The sequence below is a fragment of the Bariatricus sp. SGI.161 genome (genome assembly GCF_050313695.1).
Lineage (GTDB): Bacteria > Bacillota > Clostridia > Lachnospirales > Lachnospiraceae > JAFBIX01.
On record NZ_JBNPLX010000009.1, the window covers coordinates 67,283 to 87,875 of the forward strand.

Annotated in this window: 17 protein-coding genes; 16 read left to right on the top strand and 1 reads right to left on the bottom strand. The window is 40.0% G+C overall.

All coding sequences use genetic code 11. The features are described from left to right. Positions 1-2 precede the first annotated feature (2 nt). The 11 genes from recN to ACQRBH_RS07265 all read left to right on the top strand — a co-directional run bounded on the left by recN (position 3) and on the right by ACQRBH_RS07265 (position 15,696). A complete protein-coding gene (gene recN / locus ACQRBH_RS07215; RefSeq protein ID WP_427742062.1) occupies positions 3-1,676 on the top strand; it encodes a DNA repair protein RecN in 1,674 nt (557 codons plus the stop codon). A 100-nt stretch (positions 1,677-1,776) separates the two neighbouring features. Beyond that, the gene (gene spoIVB / locus ACQRBH_RS07220) at positions 1,777-2,841 is read left to right on the top strand and encodes a SpoIVB peptidase (RefSeq protein ID WP_427761270.1); all 1,065 of its coding nucleotides are present in this window, start codon (positions 1,777-1,779) and stop codon (positions 2,839-2,841) included. Between the two features lie 119 nt (positions 2,842-2,960). Next, positions 2,961-3,749, top strand: a complete 789-nt coding sequence (gene spo0A, locus ACQRBH_RS07225; protein WP_427742061.1) for a sporulation transcription factor Spo0A — start codon at positions 2,961-2,963, stop codon at positions 3,747-3,749. 69 nt (positions 3,750-3,818) lie between these two features. Next, a complete protein-coding gene (gene glgA, locus ACQRBH_RS07230) occupies positions 3,819-5,255 on the top strand; it encodes a glycogen synthase GlgA (protein ID WP_427761271.1) in 1,437 nt (478 codons plus the stop codon). Between the two features lie 34 nt (positions 5,256-5,289). Further along, positions 5,290-5,937 (top strand): vitamin B12 dependent-methionine synthase activation domain-containing protein, encoded by a 648-nt coding sequence (locus tag ACQRBH_RS07235; RefSeq protein ID WP_427761272.1) that lies wholly within the window; start codon positions 5,290-5,292, stop codon positions 5,935-5,937. 49 nt (positions 5,938-5,986) lie between these two features. Continuing rightward, positions 5,987-8,374 carry a homocysteine S-methyltransferase family protein gene (locus tag ACQRBH_RS07240; protein WP_235231509.1) on the top strand — a complete coding sequence of 796 codons (2,388 nt, stop codon included), beginning with the start codon at positions 5,987-5,989 and terminating at the stop codon, positions 8,372-8,374. Positions 8,375-8,398: 24 nt separating this feature from the next. Further along, positions 8,399-9,406 (top strand): aspartate--ammonia ligase, encoded by a 1,008-nt coding sequence (gene asnA, locus ACQRBH_RS07245; RefSeq protein ID WP_235231508.1) that lies wholly within the window; start codon positions 8,399-8,401, stop codon positions 9,404-9,406. Between the two features lie 112 nt (positions 9,407-9,518). After that, positions 9,519-11,030, top strand: coding sequence for a 4Fe-4S dicluster domain-containing protein (locus ACQRBH_RS07250; RefSeq protein ID WP_347376287.1), 1,512 nt, complete (start codon positions 9,519-9,521; stop codon positions 11,028-11,030). Between the two features lie 163 nt (positions 11,031-11,193). Further along, entirely contained in the window at positions 11,194-13,848 is a 2,655-nt protein-coding gene (alaS, locus tag ACQRBH_RS07255; protein WP_427761273.1) for an alanine--tRNA ligase, read from the top strand. A gap of 157 nt (positions 13,849-14,005) precedes the next feature. Next, complete coding sequence (gene rpsU, locus ACQRBH_RS07260) at positions 14,006-14,182, top strand: 30S ribosomal protein S21 (RefSeq protein ID WP_004054229.1); 177 nt, start codon at positions 14,006-14,008, stop codon at positions 14,180-14,182. A gap of 287 nt (positions 14,183-14,469) precedes the next feature. Continuing rightward, positions 14,470-15,696, top strand: a complete 1,227-nt coding sequence (locus ACQRBH_RS07265) for an aspartate aminotransferase family protein (protein WP_427742055.1) — start codon at positions 14,470-14,472, stop codon at positions 15,694-15,696. Positions 15,697-15,743: 47 nt separating this feature from the next. Here the strand turns inward: ACQRBH_RS07265 and ACQRBH_RS07270 are convergent, their stop codons facing one another. Further along, complete coding sequence (locus tag ACQRBH_RS07270) at positions 15,744-16,334, bottom strand: Maf family protein (RefSeq protein ID WP_235231555.1); 591 nt, start codon at positions 16,332-16,334, stop codon at positions 15,744-15,746. Positions 16,335-16,466: 132 nt separating this feature from the next. Between ACQRBH_RS07270 and ACQRBH_RS07275 the strand changes: the two genes are divergently transcribed. From ACQRBH_RS07275 to coaD, 5 genes are all read left to right on the top strand, one after another. After that, positions 16,467-17,003 (top strand): prolyl-tRNA synthetase associated domain-containing protein, encoded by a 537-nt coding sequence (locus ACQRBH_RS07275; RefSeq protein WP_347376284.1) that lies wholly within the window; start codon positions 16,467-16,469, stop codon positions 17,001-17,003. 15 nt (positions 17,004-17,018) lie between these two features. Then, positions 17,019-17,720 (top strand): pentapeptide repeat-containing protein, encoded by a 702-nt coding sequence (locus ACQRBH_RS07280; RefSeq protein ID WP_427742054.1) that lies wholly within the window; start codon positions 17,019-17,021, stop codon positions 17,718-17,720. Between the two features lie 15 nt (positions 17,721-17,735). Then, positions 17,736-19,451, top strand: a complete 1,716-nt coding sequence (locus ACQRBH_RS07285; RefSeq protein ID WP_427742052.1) for an ABC-ATPase domain-containing protein — start codon at positions 17,736-17,738, stop codon at positions 19,449-19,451. 87 nt (positions 19,452-19,538) lie between these two features. After that, on the top strand, positions 19,539-20,108 hold the full coding sequence (gene rsmD / locus ACQRBH_RS07290; protein WP_427742051.1) for a 16S rRNA (guanine(966)-N(2))-methyltransferase RsmD: 570 nt from the start codon (positions 19,539-19,541) through the stop codon (positions 20,106-20,108). Further along, a complete protein-coding gene (gene coaD, locus ACQRBH_RS07295) occupies positions 20,102-20,593 on the top strand; it encodes a pantetheine-phosphate adenylyltransferase (protein WP_427742049.1) in 492 nt (163 codons plus the stop codon). Before rsmD ends, coaD begins: the two co-directional genes overlap by 7 nt.

Genomic DNA, 20,593 nt, shown 5'->3' on the forward strand with positions numbered 1-20,593 from the left:
GAATGTTACAGAGTTTGCATGTAAAAAATCTTGCACTGATTGATGAAATAGAAGTGGAATTCAAAGATGGACTGAATATCCTTACCGGGGAAACTGGTGCAGGAAAGTCTATTATTCTAGGGTCAGTGAATCTGGCACTTGGAGGAAGGTATTCGAAAGATATTTTGAGGCAAGGCGCAGAATATGGCTTTGTAGAATTAACATTTCTGGTAGAAAATGAACACCAGAAGGAAAAGTTGAACAAGTTAGATATCTATCCGGAAGATGGGATGGTGACACTTAGTCGACGCATGATGACTGGAAGAAGTGTCAGCAGAATCAATGGCGAGACAGTGTCAATCAGCCTTTTGAAAGAAGTGGCAGCAATTCTGATTGATATTCACGGACAACATGAGCATCAGTCTCTGTTGTATAAAAAGAATCATCTTGGAATTGTAGATGCATTTGCCAGAGATTCAATCGGTGAATTGCGGCAAAGGACCGAGAAGGCATATAAGGAATATAAAGCTTGTATAAAAAAACTGAATGAGATGCAGACGGATGAAGCTCAGCGCGCGAAAGAACTCTCCTTTCTTAAGTTTGAAGTGGATGAGATCCACAATGCTGATCTTCAGCCAGGAGAAGATGAAGATCTGGAGGTTTTATATCGTCGAATGACGAACAGCAAGAGAATCGTAGAATCAGTGAATGAAGCATATACATACACTAGTGAGGGAAATGATAATGCCAGTGAAGCATTGAGCCGCGCGATTCGTTCTCTTTCAGAAATCGCTGAATACGATGCAAAAGCTTCAGAACTGTATGAACAGTTGGTTGAAGTAGACAGCCTGTTGAATGATTTCAACCGTGAGCTTTCAGAATACAGCAAGACTTGCGAATTCTCTGATGAAGAGTTCTATGAGACGGAAAACCGTCTGAATGAACTGAATCATCTAAAGACAAAGTATGGTGACAGTATAGAACAAATCTGTGATTATTGTAAAAAGCAGGAAGAGAGGATTCAGATTCTGGAGGATTTTGACCATTATCTTGAAGAGTTAAAAGAGCAATGTACGCAGGCGGAAAGATCTTTTGAAGAATCGGCAGAAAAATTGTCAAAACTTCGCAAGGAACAGGCATTCATCCTGGAAACATCAATTGAAGAAGGACTTAAGGATCTGAATTTTGAGGGTGTTCAGTTTAAGATTCAGTTTGAGAAGACTAAAAATTATACTGCAGAAGGAATTGATGATATTGAATTTATGATATCTTTGAATCCTGGACAGCCGTTAAAACCTTTGGCGAATGTTGCATCTGGCGGCGAGTTATCAAGAATTATGCTTGCCATCAAGACGGTCATGGCAGAGCGTGATGATATTGAAACATTGATTTTTGATGAAATTGATGTGGGAATCAGCGGAAGAACAGCACAAAAAGTCTCTGAAAAAATGGCTGTAATCGGAAGAAAACACCAGGTAATCTGTATTACGCATCTGGCACAGATTGCAGCAATGGCGGACCATCATTACATGATAGAGAAGAAGACACAAGAAGGAATTACCAGAACGAGTATCTTCCCATTGGATGAAAAAGAATCTATTCATGAGCTGGCAAGAATTCTTGGCGGAGCAAAAATCACAGACACTGTGATTCAAAGTGCTGTTGAGATGAAAGAACTTGCGAATCAGATGAAGTAAAACAGAGTAAATTATTGAAAACATCACATAATAAGATAGATATCCAAAATGGATATCTATCTTTCTTTTTGTCTGATAATAAGTAAAGTGAGGTTGTACGATGAGAAAATACTGGTATCGAAGAATTCTGATTATGATTACAACATTTACGGTTGCTATAAGCAGTGGATATTACATGAATGAATATCAGCAGAATAAATTACAGCAAGAAGTAAATGCAGAGACGGCTTCTGGTAACATGGTGATTCCCGGCGGGATGCCGATAGGAATCTATCTGGAGACAGAAGGCGTTATGGTGCTGGGAACAGAACCAATTACAGGGGAGGATGGGATGGAGTATGAGTCCGGAGCCCACCTTGTAAAAGCAGGAGATTATATTGTCGCTTTGGATGATCAAGAGATTCGCGATAAGGAAGAATTACAGGAAGCTGTCAAACATTTGGACAAGAAAGAGACCATTCTGAAAGTTAGAAGGGATGACGAGTATATTGATATAAAATTAAAACCAGTGTCATGTGGTCAAGAGGGATATAAACTTGGAATCTGGGTCAAAGATAATGCGCAAGGGCTGGGGACCATCACTTTTTTAAATGCAGACAGTCGCTTTGGAGCATTAGGACATGGAATTCATGATGTGGATACCAATACGCTGTTAGAAATTGACAATGGGACCGTATATGAGACCAGTATCAAAGATATTAAGAAAGGAGAAAACGGAACACCTGGCGGCATGGAAGGTATTATTGTTTATAATAATTATAATGTACTTGGCACTATAACTGAAAATACTGATTGCGGGATATTTGGAACAATTGATCGTATTGATTCTCTTTTTACGGATCTTAAACCGATGGAAACTGCATCAAAAGAAGAAATCGAAGTAGGACCGGCAGTTATACGGTGCGCTGTTGAAGGCGAAGTAAAAGATTACGAGATTCGTATTACAAAAATCGACAAAGGAACTCAGGAGATCAATAAAGGAATTGTCATTGAAGTGACAGATGAAAAACTTCTTGAAATCACAGGCGGAATTGTCCAGGGAATGAGTGGAAGTCCGATTATTCAAAATGGAAAACTTGTGGGTGCAGTAACACATGTGTTTGTACAAGATGCTACAAAAGGATATGGTGTATTTATCGAAAATATGCTGAAAAATGTCAAATAATAAAAAACTTGTCGATTAGAGTCAAGTTTTTACGACAGCAATTTCTTGATTTGAGATATGTCAAATTATATAATCAAACTCGACGGTTTTTGATGTAAGAGAAGGAGGCATCACAGAAAATGGGAGAGATAAATGTGGCAATAGCCGACGACAATGAAAGAATTCTGGATCTGCTTGACGAAATAATAAGCAGCGATAAGGAATTACGACTGGTCGGGAAGGCGAACAATGGGGAGGATATGTACCAACTGATCAAGGAAAAACAGCCGGATGTAGTTCTGCTTGATCTAATTATGCCGAAAATGGATGGATTGAGCGTAATGGAAATGATCGGAAATGATAAAGAATTGAAAAAACATCCTGATTTTATTGTTGTAACAGCGGTTGGACAGGAAAGAATTACAGAAGATGCCTTTAAAAGAGGTGCAAGTTACTACATTATGAAACCTTTTAATAATGAAACAGTATTAAATAGGATTAAACATGCCAATGAGATTATTCGCCATGAATTAAAACCTCAGAATACAGTGAGTCAACAAGAAGAAGTAAAGCCGGAACTTCATCTGGAAACGAAGGTCACTGATATGATTCATGAAATAGGGATACCAGCACACATCAAAGGATATCATTATCTCAGAGATGCGATCATGATGGCTGTAGAGGATATGGATGTGCTGAATGCAGTTACAAAAGTCCTCTATCCCACCGTAGCGAAAAAGCATCAGACAACTGCAAGCAGAGTGGAAAGAGCGATCAGGCATGCTATTGAAGTTGCCTGGAGCAGAGGAAAATTAGATACGTTAGATGATTTATTTGGATATACAGTAAGCAATGGAAAAGGGAAACCCACAAATTCCGAATTTATCGCATTAATTGCGGATACAATTAGATTAGAATATAAAAATTGATTGGTACTTTTCTTCTAAAAAAAAATACGGTATAATATATTTATATTTGTGAGGTTTGGAGGAAAAGTTATGAAAAAAATACTATTTGCAGCGTCAGAATCAGTACCTTTTATAAAAACGGGTGGGCTTGCGGATGTAGTTGGTTCTCTGCCCAAATATTTCAATAAAGAAAAATATGACGTTCGGGTGATGCTGCCAAAATACATGTGTATGAAAGAAGAGTGGATGGAAAAACTTACTTATCATACCCACTTCTACATGGATTTGAATTGGAGAAAGCAGTATGTAGGGGTGTTAATATACGAATATGAAGGAATTACATTCTATTTTATAGATAATGAATATTATTTCAATGGTTTTGCACCTTATGGCGATATGTATGCCGATATTGAAAAATTTGCATTCTTTTCGAAAGCAGTGTTAAGCGCACTTCCATTGATCGATTTCAGACCAGACATCATTCATTGCCACGACTGGCAGACAGGGCTGGTTCCTGTATATCTGGATAATTTCCGTTATGGCAATGAGTTTTATCGCGGAATCAAGACTATTATGACGATACATAATCTGAAATTCCAGGGCACATGGGATGCTAAGAGAGTAGGGGATATTACGGGACTTCCGGAGTATTATTTTTCCCCGGACAAGTTAGAAGCATATAAAGATGCTAATTATCTGAAGGGCGGAATTGTATATGCGGATAAGATCACAACGGTAAGTAAATCCTATGCAGAAGAGATCAAGATGCCATTCTATGGCGAAAGGCTGGATGGGCTGATGAATGCCCGCTCTAATTGTTTGTCAGGTATTGTAAATGGTCTGGATTATGATGAATATAACCCAGAGACAGATACAAAGATTGAGAAAAAATATTCGATTAGCAATTTCCGGCGAGAAAAAGTCAAAAATAAGATTGCTCTGCAGAAAGAACTTAATCTGACTCAGGACAGCCATACGATGTTGATTGGTGTGGTATCTCGTTTGACAGATCAAAAAGGATTTGATCTCGTGGCCTATGTGATGGATGAGCTTTGTCAGGATGCAATTCAACTGGTAGTGCTTGGAACAGGAGAAGCACAGTATGAGAATATGTTCCGCCATTTCGAGTGGAAATATCCAGGTAAGGTATCTGCAAACATTTATTACTCAGATGCACTTTCCCATAAAATATATGCTTCCTGCGATGCATTTTTGATGCCATCTCTGTTTGAACCATGTGGATTGAGTCAGTTGATGAGTCTTCGTTATGGAACGTTGCCGATTGTAAGAGAAACTGGTGGTTTGAAAGATACGGTAGAACCATATAATGAATATGAAAAGACTGGTACGGGCTTTAGTTTTTCAAATTACAATGCGCATGAGATGCTTGCGACGATACGTTATGCAGAGCGCATTTACTATGATAAAAAGCGTGACTGGAATAAGATTGTTGAACGTGCTATGGCACAGGACTTCTCATGGAATAATTCTGCAAGACAGTACGAGAAATTATACGATAGTATGTAAGAAGTTCGCAAGAGATATGTAGAAGGACGGGGTTATGGATACAAGGACGAAAGAGGCGATTCGTTACTTGGGATATGGAAGCCATGCGGTAGATGATCATACACTTGCTTTGGTGGAAAGTTCGTTTGCGGAACTGGACCAGATAGCGGGAAAGCGAATCATCTATCGCATTTTTGACGTATCCTTCAAGGAGGCAGATCGTTTGCAAATTGGGAAGCTGGATATTATCAGTAAAAATCTGGGAAAGAATTTGGCGGGGTGTCAATCAGCGGTCATATTAGGAGCGACACTTGGTGCAGGAGTAGATATGCTGTTGCGAAAGTACACGTTGACAGATATGGCCAGAGTGGTTACACTGCAGGCATGTGCAGCAGCTATGCTGGAAGAATATCTGGATGAGTGTCAGCAGAACATAGGGAAAAAATTAGAAAAAGAAAGACTCTATCTTAGACCGAGATTCAGTCCGGGATATGGAGACTTTCCTATTGAACATCAGAAAATGATCTTGCGAATGTTGGATACAGCAAAAACCATCGGCTTAACTATGACAGACAGCAGTATGTTGACGCCGACGAAATCTGTGACAGCCGTCATTGGTGTGAGTCGAAGCAAAGAGCCTTGCCATATGAAAGGGTGTGAAGCTTGTGACAAAAAAGATTGTATATATCGGAGATGTCCATAGGGGATTGCGGAAGAATGAACAGATGAGATGACAACAAAGGAGAAGACGAATGTTATTAGAACGACTGGGAAAAGAATTGTTGTATTTTGATGGTGGAATGGGAACTTTGCTTCAGTCGAAAGGACTGAAGCCAGGAGAACTTCCAGAAGTATGGAACCTGGAACATACAGAAGAAATCGTTGATATTCATCGTCAATATTATGAGGCGGGAAGTGACATTGTTCTAACGAATACTTTTGGTGCTAACGCATTAAAATTCCATGATTCAAAATATGCATTAAAAGATATTGTGACAGCTGCTGTAGCGAATGTAAAAAAAGCAGCATCTTTAGGAGTACATGACGGACGAGAAGTATATACGGCATTGGATATAGGACCGACTGGTAAACTGCTGAAGCCGATGGGGGATCTTGCGTTTGAAGATGCCTATGAGGCTTTTAAAGAAGTGGTAAAATATGGAGAAGATGCTGGTGTGGATCTGATTCATATTGAGACTATGAGTGATACCTATGAAGTAAAAGCAGCGGTTCTCGCCGCAAAAGAGAATACAGACTTGCCGGTATTTGCAACAATGATTTTTGATGAAAAAGGAAAGCTTTTGACAGGCGGAGATGTTCCGTCAGTTGTTGCTATGTTGGAAGGATTAAGAGTCGATGCATTAGGAATTAACTGTGGAATGGGGCCTGAGCAGATGCTCCCGATTCTAAGTGAGATTATGGAGTACACTTCTATTCCGGTCATTGTAAAACCGAATGCAGGACTTCCAAAACAAAGGGATGGTGAAGTATACTATGATGTAGTTCCAAGACAATTTGCGCAAACGATGCAGAAAGTTCTGCAATTAGGAGCCAGTGTGATCGGTGGATGTTGTGGTACTACACCGGAACATATCCGTGTCATGATTCAAGGTGTTCAGAGCCGTCAGCTGCAAAGACCGGTTCCTACAGATAAAACGATTGTATCTTCTTATGGAAAAGCGGTTTTGTTAGGGCAGAAGCCTATGATCATCGGAGAGAGAATTAATCCGACCGGGAAAAAGAAGTTCAAGCAGGCTTTAAAAGAACACGATATGGATTACATATTGAAAGAAGGAATCACACAGCAAGACAGAGGTGCGCATATTCTGGACGTTAATGTCGGTCTTCCGGATATAGATGAAGTTGCCATGATGAAAGAAGTTATTACTGAGCTACAGAGTGTAACCAGTCTTCCATTACAGATTGATACGGTAGATATTAAAGCTATGGAAGCTGCGATGCGTATATATAATGGGAAACCGATGGTAAATTCTGTGAATGGCAAGCAGGAATCTATGGATCAGGTTTTTCCTTTGATTCAAAAATATGGTGGTGTGGTGATTGGACTGACCATTGATGAAGAAGGAATTCCTAATACTGCAGAAGGAAGGATTAAGATTGCTGGGAAGATTATAAAAGAAGCAGAAAAATATGGTATTCAGAAAAAAGATATTGTCATTGACGTCCTTGCAATGACAATCAGTTCTGAACCAGATGGCGCAAAGGTAACATTGGAGGCATTAAAAGGGGTACGGGAAGCATACGGTGTATGCACAGTGTTGGGGGTGTCCAACATCTCTTTTGGACTTCCTTATCGTCCGGCGATTAATTCCAATTTTTATACTATGGCAATGCAGAATGGTCTGAGTGCAGGAATTATTAATCCATCTTCTGAAGATATGATGCGTTCTTATTATTCTTTTTGCGCATTGATGAATTATGATGAAAATTGTGAGGAATATATTCAAAAATATGGAAATCAGCAAATCTCTACGACATCAATAATGTCTTCAGAGCTTACTCTAAAATCTGCAATTGAAAAAGGATTAAAAGAAGAAGCTCATCATGCAACCAGAGAATTGTTAAAGTCCCAAGAACCATTGGAGATTATCAATCAACATTTAATTCCAGCTTTGGACGTTGTAGGAAAGGGGTTTGAAAAAGGAACCATTTTTTTACCGCAATTGTTGATGAGTGCTGATGCAGCAAAGATTGCGTTTGCGGTGCTGAAAGATGTCCTTGCCCAGAACGGCGGAGATGTTCAGAAAAAAGATAAAGTGATTCTGGCAACGGTAAAGGGAGATATCCATGATATAGGGAAAAATATTGTGAAAGTATTGCTGGAAAACTACAGTTTTGATGTGATTGATCTTGGAAAGGATGTTCCACCGGAAACGATTGTAGATTGTGCAATCCGGGAAGATGTCAAGCTGATTGGTTTGAGTGCATTGATGACGACCACGGTTGTCAGCATGGAAGATACAATTAAGCTTCTGCATCAGAAAAAGCCAGAATGTAAAGTTATGGTTGGTGGGGCAGTGCTGAATCAAGATTATGCGGATATGATTGGTGCCGATTTCTATGGGAAAGATGCAATGCAATCAGTGTATTATGCACAGAGAGTGTTTTCAGAAGAATAAAAGAAGGAAAAGAGGAAGAAGAATATGTCATTAATATTACCAGAAAAATATGATCCCCGTCTGGGTGTGCGAGAAACGCAGGAGGCAATCAAGTACATTCGTGATACATTTCAGAAAGAATTAGGGAAGGAAATGAATCTCGAGAGAATCTCAGCACCGTTGTTCGTAGAAAAGAGTAGTGGACTGAATGATAACCTGAATGGTGTGGAACGTCCTGTACAGTTTGATATTGCTGGAATTCCCGGAGAGACTGTAGAGGTGGTACATTCCCTTGCAAAATGGAAACGTATGGCCTTGCATGAGTATGGCTTTCAGCCAGGAGAAGGGTTATATACCAATATGAATGCCATTCGCCGGGACGAAGAACTGGATAACCTCCATTCCTGTTACGTGGACCAGTGGGATTGGGAGAAGGTTATTACGAAGGAAGAACGAAATATTGATACTCTAAAAGAAACTGTGAGAACTATTTTTAAAATCATCAAGCATATGCAGCATGAGGTTTGGTATAAGTATCCCAATGCCGTAAAGAAACTTCCGAATGATGTGTTCTTTATCACCTCTCAGGAATTAGAGGATCGTTATCCGGATAAAACGCCAAAAGAAAGAGAAAATCTGATTACCAAAGAATATGGCTGCGTATTCTTAATGCAGATCGGAGATAAACTGGCAAGTGGAAAACCTCATGATGGACGTGCACCTGATTATGATGACTGGCAGTTAAACGGAGATATTCTGTTCTGGTTTGAGAATCTGAACAGTGCTTTGGAGATTTCCAGTATGGGGATTCGTGTTGATGAAAAATCACTGGAAGAGCAGCTGAAAAAGGCAGGATGCGAGGAGAGAAAAGATCTTCCATATCATCAGATGCTGTTGAATGGAGAATTGCCTTATACAATCGGCGGCGGTATTGGACAATCCAGATTATGTATGCTCCTTTTGGATCGTGCACATGTAGGAGAAGTACAGGCAAGCATCTGGCCAAAAGAGATGCGGGAGACTTGCAGACAACATAATATCTTCCTTCTCTAATTAAGAAAATGTTTTAAAATAGGAACAAGAGAAATGGTTGACAATTCATTAACAAATAATTATAGTTGAATCTGTAAAAAATGATACGTTATACCAGGAGGATATGAGAACTATGATGAGAGGATTGGACACGACAGTTAGAAAACTCAGACGAACAGTATTTGAGGAAGTTGCCAGACTGGGATTTAAGGCGAATGCAGATACTCTGAATGATGATATGGAAGCAATTCCATATAAAATCGTGAATGATGATACGATTAAATACAGAGAGAGTGTTTATCGTGCACGTGCTGTAGTAAGAGAGCGTCTTCGTCTTGCAATGGGCTTATCTCTGCGTCCAGAAAACAAACCGGTTCATCTGACTGCAGGTGTGGAAGCCAGCAACATCTCAGATAAATATTATGAACCGCCGCTTATGCAGGTGATTCCATCAGCCTGTGAAGGATGTCAGGAGAAAGGATATGAAGTCAGCAATATGTGTAAAGGCTGTCTGGCGCATCCATGTATGGAAGTCTGTCCAAGAGGCGCGATCTCTATGGTCAATGGTCGTTCTTTTATCGATCAGGAGAAGTGTATTAGCTGTGGAAAATGTAAAACAGTCTGTCCATATGATGCAATCTCAAAAAAGGAACGTCCATGTGCAAAGGCGTGTGGTGTCTCTGCAATTGAAACAGATGAACAGGGACGTGCAAAAATCAACGTAGATAAATGTGTTTCCTGTGGAATGTGCATGGTAAGCTGTCCGTTTGGAGCTATTTCTGATAAGTCTCAGATTTTCCAACTTGCAAGAGCTCTGACAGAGGGCGATGAGATCGTTGCGGAGATCGCACCGGCATTTGCAGGACAGTTTGGAGATAATATTACGCCGAGAAACTTAAAAGCAGCTCTTCAGGAACTTGGATTTTCTGAAGTATATGAAGTTGCACTGGGTGCTGATATCGGAGCAATCGCTGAGGCACGTCATTATGTACATAAAGTAGCTACCGGAGAATTGCCATTCTTATTAACTTCTTGTTGTCCTTCCTGGGCGATGCTTGCGAAAAAGTATTTCCCAGATATGATTGACCAGGTTTCTCAGGAACTGACACCGATGGTGGCAACTGCCCGTACAATTAAGAAAGAACATCCGAATGCAAGAGTGGTATTTATCGGGCCATGTGCTGCGAAGAAGCTGGAAGCCATGAGAAGAACGGTAAGAAGTGATGTAGATTTTGTTATTACTTTTGAAGAATTGCAGGCAATGTTTGATGCAAAAGATATTGATCTTCTGGAGTATGAAGCAGAATCTTCCTTCCATAATGCAACGGGTGCAGGACGTGGATATGCGGTTGCAGGTGGTGTTGCTGATGCAATTGAACAGTGTGTCAAAGAATATTATCCAGATGTGGAAGTTAAGATTGAACATGCAGAAGGTCTGGCAGAATGTAAGAAGATATTATCTATGGCCAAGGTTGGCAGAATGAATGGATGTCTGATCGAAGGCATGGGATGTCCTGGCGGATGTGTAGCAGGTGCAGGTACCAATCTTCAGGTTGCAAAAGCACAGAAGAAGGTAAAAGAGTTCGTAGATGGTTCTACAAAGAAATTACCTCCAAAAGAATTAGAAGAAATTGAATTAAAGTAACTACAAAGGGGCAAGCGGAGCGTTGACAAACCGCTTGCTTCTCTTTATAATTAAAACTTAGTTATTTAAATATTTTACAGAATCTAAAATATTTCATGTATACGTATGGGTCATATATAGGAATGGGTCATGAATGCATATGAATAGGGAACAGGAGGATATTATGCAGAAATACGGAGTAAATGAATTAAGAAGGATGTTCCTTGAATTTTTTGAGAGTAAAGAACATCTCGCTATGAAAAGTTTTTCATTGGTGCCACATAATGATAAGAGCTTATTGTTGATCAATTCAGGAATGGCACCATTAAAGCCATATTTTACCGGACAGGAGATTCCACCAAGAAGAAGAGTGACAACTTGCCAGAAATGTATTCGTACCGGAGATATTGAAAATGTAGGTAAAACAGCACGTCACGGTACCTTTTTTGAAATGCTTGGTAATTTTTCGTTCGGAGATTATTTTAAAACAGAATCCATTCACTGGACATGGGAATTCCTGACAGAGGTTGTGGGGCTTGATCCTGACAGACTGTATCCTTCTGTTTATTTGGAGGATGATGAAGCATGGGAGATCTGGAACAAGGAGATTGGAATTCCAGCAGAAAGAATCTTCCGGTTTGGAAAAGAGGATAATTTCTGGGAACATGGTTCCGGCCCGTGCGGTCCATGTTCTGAAGTATATTATGATCGTGGAGAAAAGTATGGCTGCGGCAGTCCTGACTGTACAGTAGGCTGTGAATGCGATCGTTATATGGAGATCTGGAACAATGTATTTTCACAGTTTGATAATGACGGACACAATAATTATACTGAATTAGCTCAGAAGAATATCGATACTGGTATGGGGTTGGAGCGTCTGGCTTGTATTGTACAAGATGTGGATTCCATGTTTGATATTGATACAATTAAGGCTTTACGTGACCATGTCTGTCGTCTTGCAGACGTAGAATATGGAAAAGATGATGAGACGGATGTCTCTATCCGTGTTGTTACTGACCATATCCGTTCTGTGACATTTATGATTTCTGATGGAATTATGCCATCCAACAGTGGACGTGGCTATGTTCTTCGTCGTTTGCTTCGTCGTGCTTGCCGTCATGGAAGATTGTTGAATATTAAAGGTGCATTTTTAGTAGAATTGGCACAGACTGTCATTGACGGTTCAAAAGATGGTTATCCTGAACTGGAAGAAAAGAAAGACTTTATCTTTAATGTTATTGCTAAAGAAGAGGCACAGTTTAATAAGACTATTGATCAGGGATTGTCTATTCTTGCAGAAATGGAAGCAGAGATGGCAAAAAATGAAGAAAAGGTTCTTTCTGGAGAAAATGCATTTAAGCTTTATGATACTTATGGATTCCCGATAGATCTGACCAGCGAGATTCTGGAAGAAAAGGGGCTTACTTATGATGAGGAAGGTTTCAAAAAAGCACAGAAAGAACAGCGCGCCAAATCAGAAGGTACCTTTGGTACACATGCGATGTCCGGAAAAGATGCGACAGTATATGATGAACTGGATCCCGCACTTGCAACAGAATTTGTAGGATATGAAGATCTTATCTTTACTTCTAAGATTACTGCACTTACGACCGATGCATCCAAAGCAGACGCAGAAGTGGTAGATGCATTATCTGACGGAGAAAGAGGAACTATCATTGTTGATAAGACTCCCTTCTATGCTACCATGGGTGGTCAAGAAGGTGATATCGGTGTAATCAGGACTGCAGATGGCGAATTCGTAGTAGAAGAATGTATTCATCTTGCAGGAACAAAGGTCGGACATATTGGTCATGTATCAAAAGGAATGGTAAAAGTTGGAGATGAGGCAGAATTGACTGTAGAAGAAGAGAATCGTGGCCTGTGTGCAAAAAATCACAGTGCAACGCATCTTCTGCATGCGGCACTTCGTCAGGTGCTTGGTACTCATGTAGAGCAGGCGGGATCTTCCGTCAATGCAGACAGACTTCGTTTTGACTTTACACATTTCTCTGCAATGTCCAAAGAGGAATTGAAACAGGTAGAAGATATTGTGAATACAAAGATTGCAGCATGCCTTCCTGTAGTAGCACAGAATATGCCGATTGAAGAGGCAAGAAAGACTGGGGCGGCTGCATTGTTCGGTGAAAAATACGGCGATATCGTTCGTGTAGTAAGCATGGGAGACTTTTCCGTCGAGTTCTGTGGTGGTACTCATGTGGCGAATACCGGAGTGATCACAGCTTTAAAGATTGTGTCAGAAACTGGAGTTGCCGCAGGGGTTAGACGTATCGAAGCATTAACTTCAAAAGGATTGTTAAAATATTATGATGAACTTGAAAAGAAACTTCTGGAAGCTTCCAGTCTTGTAAAAGCAAATCCTGATCAGCTCGCTGAGAAGATTCAGCACCTTTTGTCTGATAATAAAGCATTGAACAGTGAATTAGAGAGCCTGAAGAGTAAACTTGCCCAGGATTCACTTGGTGATGTAATGGATCAGGTGGTTGAAGTTAAAGGTATAAAATTGTTGGCAACAAAGGTGGAAGGTGTAGATATGAATGGTCTGCGTGACCTTGGTGATCAACTGAAAGAAAAGTTAGGTGAAGGAGTTGTTGTACTTGCTTCTGCTAACGAAGGCAAGGTAAGTCTTATGGCAATGGCTACAAAAGAGGCTATGGATAAGGGCGCACATGCTGGTAATCTGATCAAGGCATCAGCAGCTTTAGTTGGCGGAGGCGGCGGTGGACGTCCGAATATGGCACAGGCCGGCGGAAAGAATCCTGCAGGCATTGACGCGGCTCTTGCAAAAGCAGCAGAGGTTCTGGAACAACAATTGGCATAGTTCTTCGTTATATAATTGACATAAAATATATGAGAATAACGAAAAAAATGTTGACGAAGTGGAAATATGTGTTATAATCTAATGTAGTGCAAGAAAAATACCCGAACAGTCGTATGATGCACAATATAGGACTGGAGGGGAGGTTAGGTGTGAGACTATGTCAAATGTAATCGTTAAAGAAAACGAGACGTTAGATAGCGCTTTACGCAGATTCAAAAGAAACTGTGCGAAGGCTGGTATTCAGCAGGAGATTCGTAAAAGAGAACATTACGAGAAACCAAGTGTAAGACGTAAGAAAAAATCTGAAGCTGCTAGAAAACGTAAGTATAACTAATATGTGCAATAAATAGAGTGTCGAATGACACTCTATTTTTAGTTCAGCAAGCAGATCTTTTTGAATTAGTTCAGCATGTGAAATAGGCAGTTTTGAATGTGAAAATATGTAAAAAATGTTAAAAAATTATCTTGAAAAAATGTAAAAAAGGTATTGACTATAAAAAAATGTAGGTATATACTTTAAGTCGTTAAAGGCAAAGGCGCCGTATCGTAGATACGGTGCCTTTTTCTTTTGCCCTGAATTATAGTTTAAATAAATATGTATGGAAGAGAGGAGATTTTACAATGAGATTAAAGGATACGGGTCTTACACCACAAGAGTTGAAAGATATCGTAAATAAATACATGGTGGAGACATATGAACGTTATGACTTTATTGCAGAAAGAGCAGAAGGAATGTATCTGTATGATGAGGAAGGAAACGCATATCTTGATTTTTACGGTGGTGTAGCAGTTAACAGTGCAGGTAACAGAAATCCAAAGGTTGTAGAAGCAGTCAAGGATCAGATGGATGATATTATGCACACATTCAACTATCCTTACACTATTCCACAGGCACTTCTTGCAAAGAAGATATGTGATACCATCGGTATGGATAAGATCTTCTATCAGAACTCAGGAACAGAAGCAAATGAATGTATGATTAAGATGGCAAGAAAATATGGTGTTGATAACTATGGTCCAGAAAGATATCACATCATTACAGCAAAACATGGATTCCATGGAAGAACTTATGGTGCTATGTCTGCAACAGGACAACCAGATAACGCAATTCAGATGGGATTTAAGCCAATGCTTCCTGGATTCAGCTATGCTGAATATAATAACCTGGAAGATTTCGCTTCTAAGGTTACAAAAGATACTATCGCTATTATGATTGAACCTGTACAGGGAGAAGGTGGAGTACATCCTGCAACTCAGGAATTTATAGAAGGATTGCGTAAGTTGTGTGATGATAATGATATGCTCCTTTTGTTTGACGAGGTTCAGACAGGATGGGGACGTACCGGAGCTCCAATGGCATATATGGGATATGGTGTAAAACCAGATGCAGTTTCTATGGCAAAGGCCATTGGTGGCGGAATGCCGCTGGCTGCTTGTTGTGCAACTGAAAAAGTAGCAACAGCATTTACAAAAGGAACACATGGTTCTACATACGGCGGACACTGCGTTGCCTGTGCAGCAGGTCTTGCATCAGTGACAGAAATTCTTGATAAAGATTTGAGTGGAAATGCAAGAGAGATGGGAGAGTACATGAAGCAAGAACTTGCAAAACTTCCACATGTAGTAGAAGCAAGAGGACGTGGACTTCTGGTTGGATGTGAATACGATCTTCCAATCGCAGTAGAAGTAAAACACGGATGTCTGGATCGTATGGCACTTATCACAGCGATCGGAGATAAAGTAAATCGTATGATTCCGCCTTTGATCGTAACAAAGAAACAGATTGATGAATTGATGCTTATCATGCGTGCAGCAATTGAAGAAGCTGTTGAGAAATACGAGAAATAGACATATCAAATATATTTCCTCAAAAGATGAGCCAGATAACAGAAATGCTATCTGACTCTCTTTTTTAATTCCTGATATAATCGGCAAATTGGGAGACCGACAACATTATTATAATCTCCTTTAATGCATTTTACATGGATGGCAAATGAACCCTGAATTCCGTACGCACCGGCCTTGTCCAATGGATCGCCGGATTCGATATAAGAATGCAAATCTTCACGGGAGATCGGACAAAAAGTAACATCGGTAGATTCGTAGAAAGTGTTGGTGTGAATCTGCCCATTTTGAAAATAAATCAGAGATACACCAGTATAGACCTGGTGTGTTCGGTCTGACAGCATAGACAGCATATCAAAGGCTTCGGATTTATTTGCTGGTTTTCCCAGGATTTCATTGCGATATACGACTATGGTATCAGCACCTATGACAACATAGTCTTGTCGACCACCGGAAGATTTTTGATGGCGCTTAAACACGTCTTGTGCCTTCTGGAATGCAAGTTCCATGACCACATCTGACGGTGTTGTTTTTGTGATTCTCTCCTCCACCATGGATGGAATTACCTCAAAGCGAAAACCCGCCTGTTCCATGAGTTCCTTTCTACGGGGAGAGGCGGATGCGAGTATATATTTCATGATTAGTTCTCCTTTGTTAAAAGATGTCTGCGGATTACTTACAATTATCTAATATTATAGCAAAAAAATTGCAAAGATAATAGAGATTCGATATAATGTTAAAAAAAGGACAAGATAAATATGGAGGAATAGATTATGTATATCAGTGAAATCAGAACATCTGCGCCAACAGATGAAAGAATGCCTTTAGAACGAAAGATGTATGAAACATTAGATAAATTAAAGATTCCATATGAGCAGGTAGATAATGATCCAGCCGCATCTATGGAAGAGTGCGCAGCGATTGATCAGGCAATTGGGACAGAGATCCGAAAAAATGTATTTTTATGTAACCAGAAGAAGACAACATTTTTCTTACTGGTCATGCCTGCAAATAAGGCATTTGATACTTCCTCTTTCAGCAAAAAATTAGGAGTGTCTCACATGTCATTTGCTCCGCCGGAAAAGATGTTGGAACATCTGGGTACTACGCCGGGGTCTGCCAGTGTGGCAGGTCTATTGACGGATGAAGATGATTATGTGCAGGTAATCGTAGATAAGGAAGTGGCTGAATCGGAATGGTTTGGATGTAATCCTGGCATCAATACCAGCCATCTTAAGTTTAAGACAAAAGATCTGCTGAATAAATTTCTTCCGGCGATCCATCACAGAGCGAGAATCGTAGATTTATAAAAGAGGATAGCTATTATGCGTAGTGTGTCAATAGATGAGTTAAAAGAAAGCATTGCAAAGAAAAAGCCTGACGAGAAACTAGAGTTCCGGGAAGTGGAAATTCATCATGCAGATTTGACCGGATGGAATTTAAGTGGAATAGATTTTACATTGAGTTCTTTTCATGGCAGCATATTAAATGGTGTGAATTTTTGCAATAGCAGCGTGGAAAATGCATTATTTGACGGGTGTCCGCTTCATGGGGCGGATTTTCGGAATGCGAACATGAAGACAGCATCTTTTCGGTATTGTGATCTTGAAGAGGCAAATATATGTGGGGCTAATTTGTTCGGGGCTGTTCTGGAATATGCAAGATTAGACGGGATTCTATCAGATGACAGAACCCAGTGGTTTCGCATGCATTGTCCGGAGACTGGACCGATTCTGGGGTATAAAAAATGTGTGAATGACCGTCTGGTACAGCTGTTGATTCCGGCAGACGCGAAACGGACATCGGCGACACTTCCATCTTGTAGATGTAATAAAGCAAAAGTTCTGACAATTAAAAGCTTTGATTCTACAGAAGAGTTCGAGGAAGCCTGGTCCCTGGTAGATGAGAACTTTGTCTATCGAAAAGGACAATGGGTGGAAGTAAGAGATTTTAACGAGGATCGATGGATGGATTCGACGACAGGAATTCATTTTTGGATGACACGGGAAGAAGCAATAGAATATTAGGAGAAGAGTGGATAGATGAAGTCGGCAGAAGATTTAAGGCAATTATTGAATAAGATTGATCATAGAAGTTATCCTGCCTATAAGGATACCAGGGGAACCTATCAGTTTCAGGCGTATGTATTATCTATTGATCATGTGCAGGGAGATCCGTTTGCGGCACCCTCAAAATTAAGCATCAAAGTACCTGGAAAAATTGCTGGATTTCCGGCAGAATTGTATGATCGGAATTATAAAAAAATTGCCCTTCAAGATCATTTGATTCGTATTTTTGCAAAACAAATTGAACAATATTCTTTTCAGGCGAAAGGTTCAGGCAAGAGCGGTGTGATTTCTGTTTCCAGATGTGGTCAGGAGATTTTGGAGAGAACAGCTTGTACTGTACAGGAAAAAACGGGAGATATCATAGTTCGGTTTGAGGTCGGATTTCCGGCGAATGGCCGTACGATTAATGCCAGAGAATTAATAAAAATTTTCTATGATTTTCTCCCGGTATGTGTGGGAAAAACATTATATTATAACAGATTGGATCAACAAAAAGTCCAAAAGGTCATGGAACTGTCGGTAGATCAGGAATATATTCGGTCTCATCTGGAGGAGTATAACCTGGTGGCTTTTGTGGCGGATGGTTCGATCCTTCCGCGGGAATCTGGAGTGTCACAGCGTCCTATGAAGGGAGCTGTTCCGTTTCGTTCACCAGAATCTGTGAAGGTAGAGATGAATCTCCCTCATAAGGGAAAGATTACTGGAATGGGTATTCAAAAGGGTGTCACATTGATTGTAGGTGGAGGCTATCATGGGAAGTCTACACTCTTAAAAGCATTAGAAGCCGGTGTGTATCCACATATTGCTGGTGATGGAAGAGAATATGTCGTGACGGATCCTACTGCGATGAAGATTCGAGCGGAAGATGGACGAAGTATCAGGCATACAGATATTTCTATGTTTATTAATGATCTTCCCAATGGTAAAGATACGGTGACATTTGATACGGAAGATGCCAGCGGAAGTACTTCCCAGGCGGCCAATGTGGTGGAGAGTATAGAAGCTGGTGCGAAGACATTTTTGATCGATGAGGATACGAGTGCTACAAATTTTATGGTACGAGATGAATTGATGCAGCAAGTCATTCACAGGGATATGGAGCCAATTACTCCATTTATTGAACGAGTGAGGGATCTTTATGGAGAGTTTGGAATCTCAACAATTCTTGTTGCAGGCAGTTCTGGAGCGTATTTTCAAGTGGCCGATATTATTATACAGATGGATCGTTATGTGCCAAGGGAAATCACGGCAATTGCAAAAAATGCAGCACAGAATTATCCAAAACTTCAGTTACCGGAAGAAAAACCAGTGATGCCTTCTTTTGACAGAAAGATTCAAGTCAATCAGGGATTGAGTAAGCGAGGAAGAATTAAGCTAAAAACATTAGGCCGGGATGGCATAATGCTTAATCATGAGACGATAGATTTGAGATATGTAGAGCAACTGATGGATGTGGAACAATTGACATCTCTAGGATACATTGTGAAATATCTTGAGGAGAATGTGTTTGATGGTGAAAAGACTTTGGGATATATAATAGAAGAACTATATAAAAAACTGGTTCATCAGGGTTTTGGAATAGTATCTGACGGAGGATATCTTCCGGGGAATATGGCGATGCCAAGAAAGCAAGAGATATATGCATGTCTGAATCGCTATCGCCATCTGGGAACATATGGAAAAAAATAATATCATCTGTTTGGGAATGAATTGACTTTTTTTTGTTAGAAATTTATAATGGACAAGAAAGTTGCATAAGTATAAGGGGTTATTTCTATGAGAGTAATTGCAGGAAATGCAAGAAGAATTACGTTAAAGACATTGGACGGTATGGATACCAGACCGACGACAGATCGAATCAAAGAGACATTATTCAATATGATTGCACCATATTTGTATGATTGCATATTTTTGGATTTGTTTGCAGGAAGTGGAGGTATCGGAATCGAAGCTTTGAGTCGAGGTGCCATGGAGGCTGTCTTTGTAGAAAAGAATCCAAAAGCAATGGCGTGCGTAAAGGACAATTTGAAACGTACGCATTTGGAATCTAAGGGAATGACGATGTCGATGGATGTAATGACAGCATTATATAAGTTAGAGGGGGAAAAGCAGTTTGACTATATCTTTATGGATCCTCCTTACGGACATGAATTTGAACGAAGAGTTTTAGAATATTTGTCAGATTCCAGCCTGTTGGCAGAAGATGGAGTTATTATTGTTGAGGCATCTAAGAATACAGAATTTGACTATGTGGAAGATCTGGGATTTTCTATTATTAAAACCAAAGAGTATAAGACGAATAAACACGTATTTATTGAGTCGGCAGGAAGGAAAGACATATGTTAAGAGCAATATATCCGGGAAGTTTTGATCCGGTAACATTTGGACATTTGGATGTGATAAAAAGATCTGCAAAATTGGTGGATGAATTAATTGTCGGAGTCTTGAATAATAAAGCAAAAAGTCCGTTGTTTTCCGTAGAAGAACGTGTTAGAATGTTAGATGAAGTAACAAAAGATATGCCGAATGTAAAGATAATTCCGTTTGAAGGGCTGTTAGTAGATTTTGCCCGTAAGATGGATGCAGGAATGGTTATTCGTGGATTGAGGGCGATTACAGATTTTGAATATGAATTGCAGATGGCTCAGACGAATCATAAGATGGAACCGGATGTAGAGACTGTATTTTTGACGACTAATTTGAAGTATTCATATTTAAGTTCTACCACGGTAAAAGAAGTGGCAGCTTTTGGAGGGGACATTTCTCAGTTTGTACCAGACTATGTTGCAGACAGAATAGAAGAGAAGATGAATCAAAAAAGGAGAGTGTAA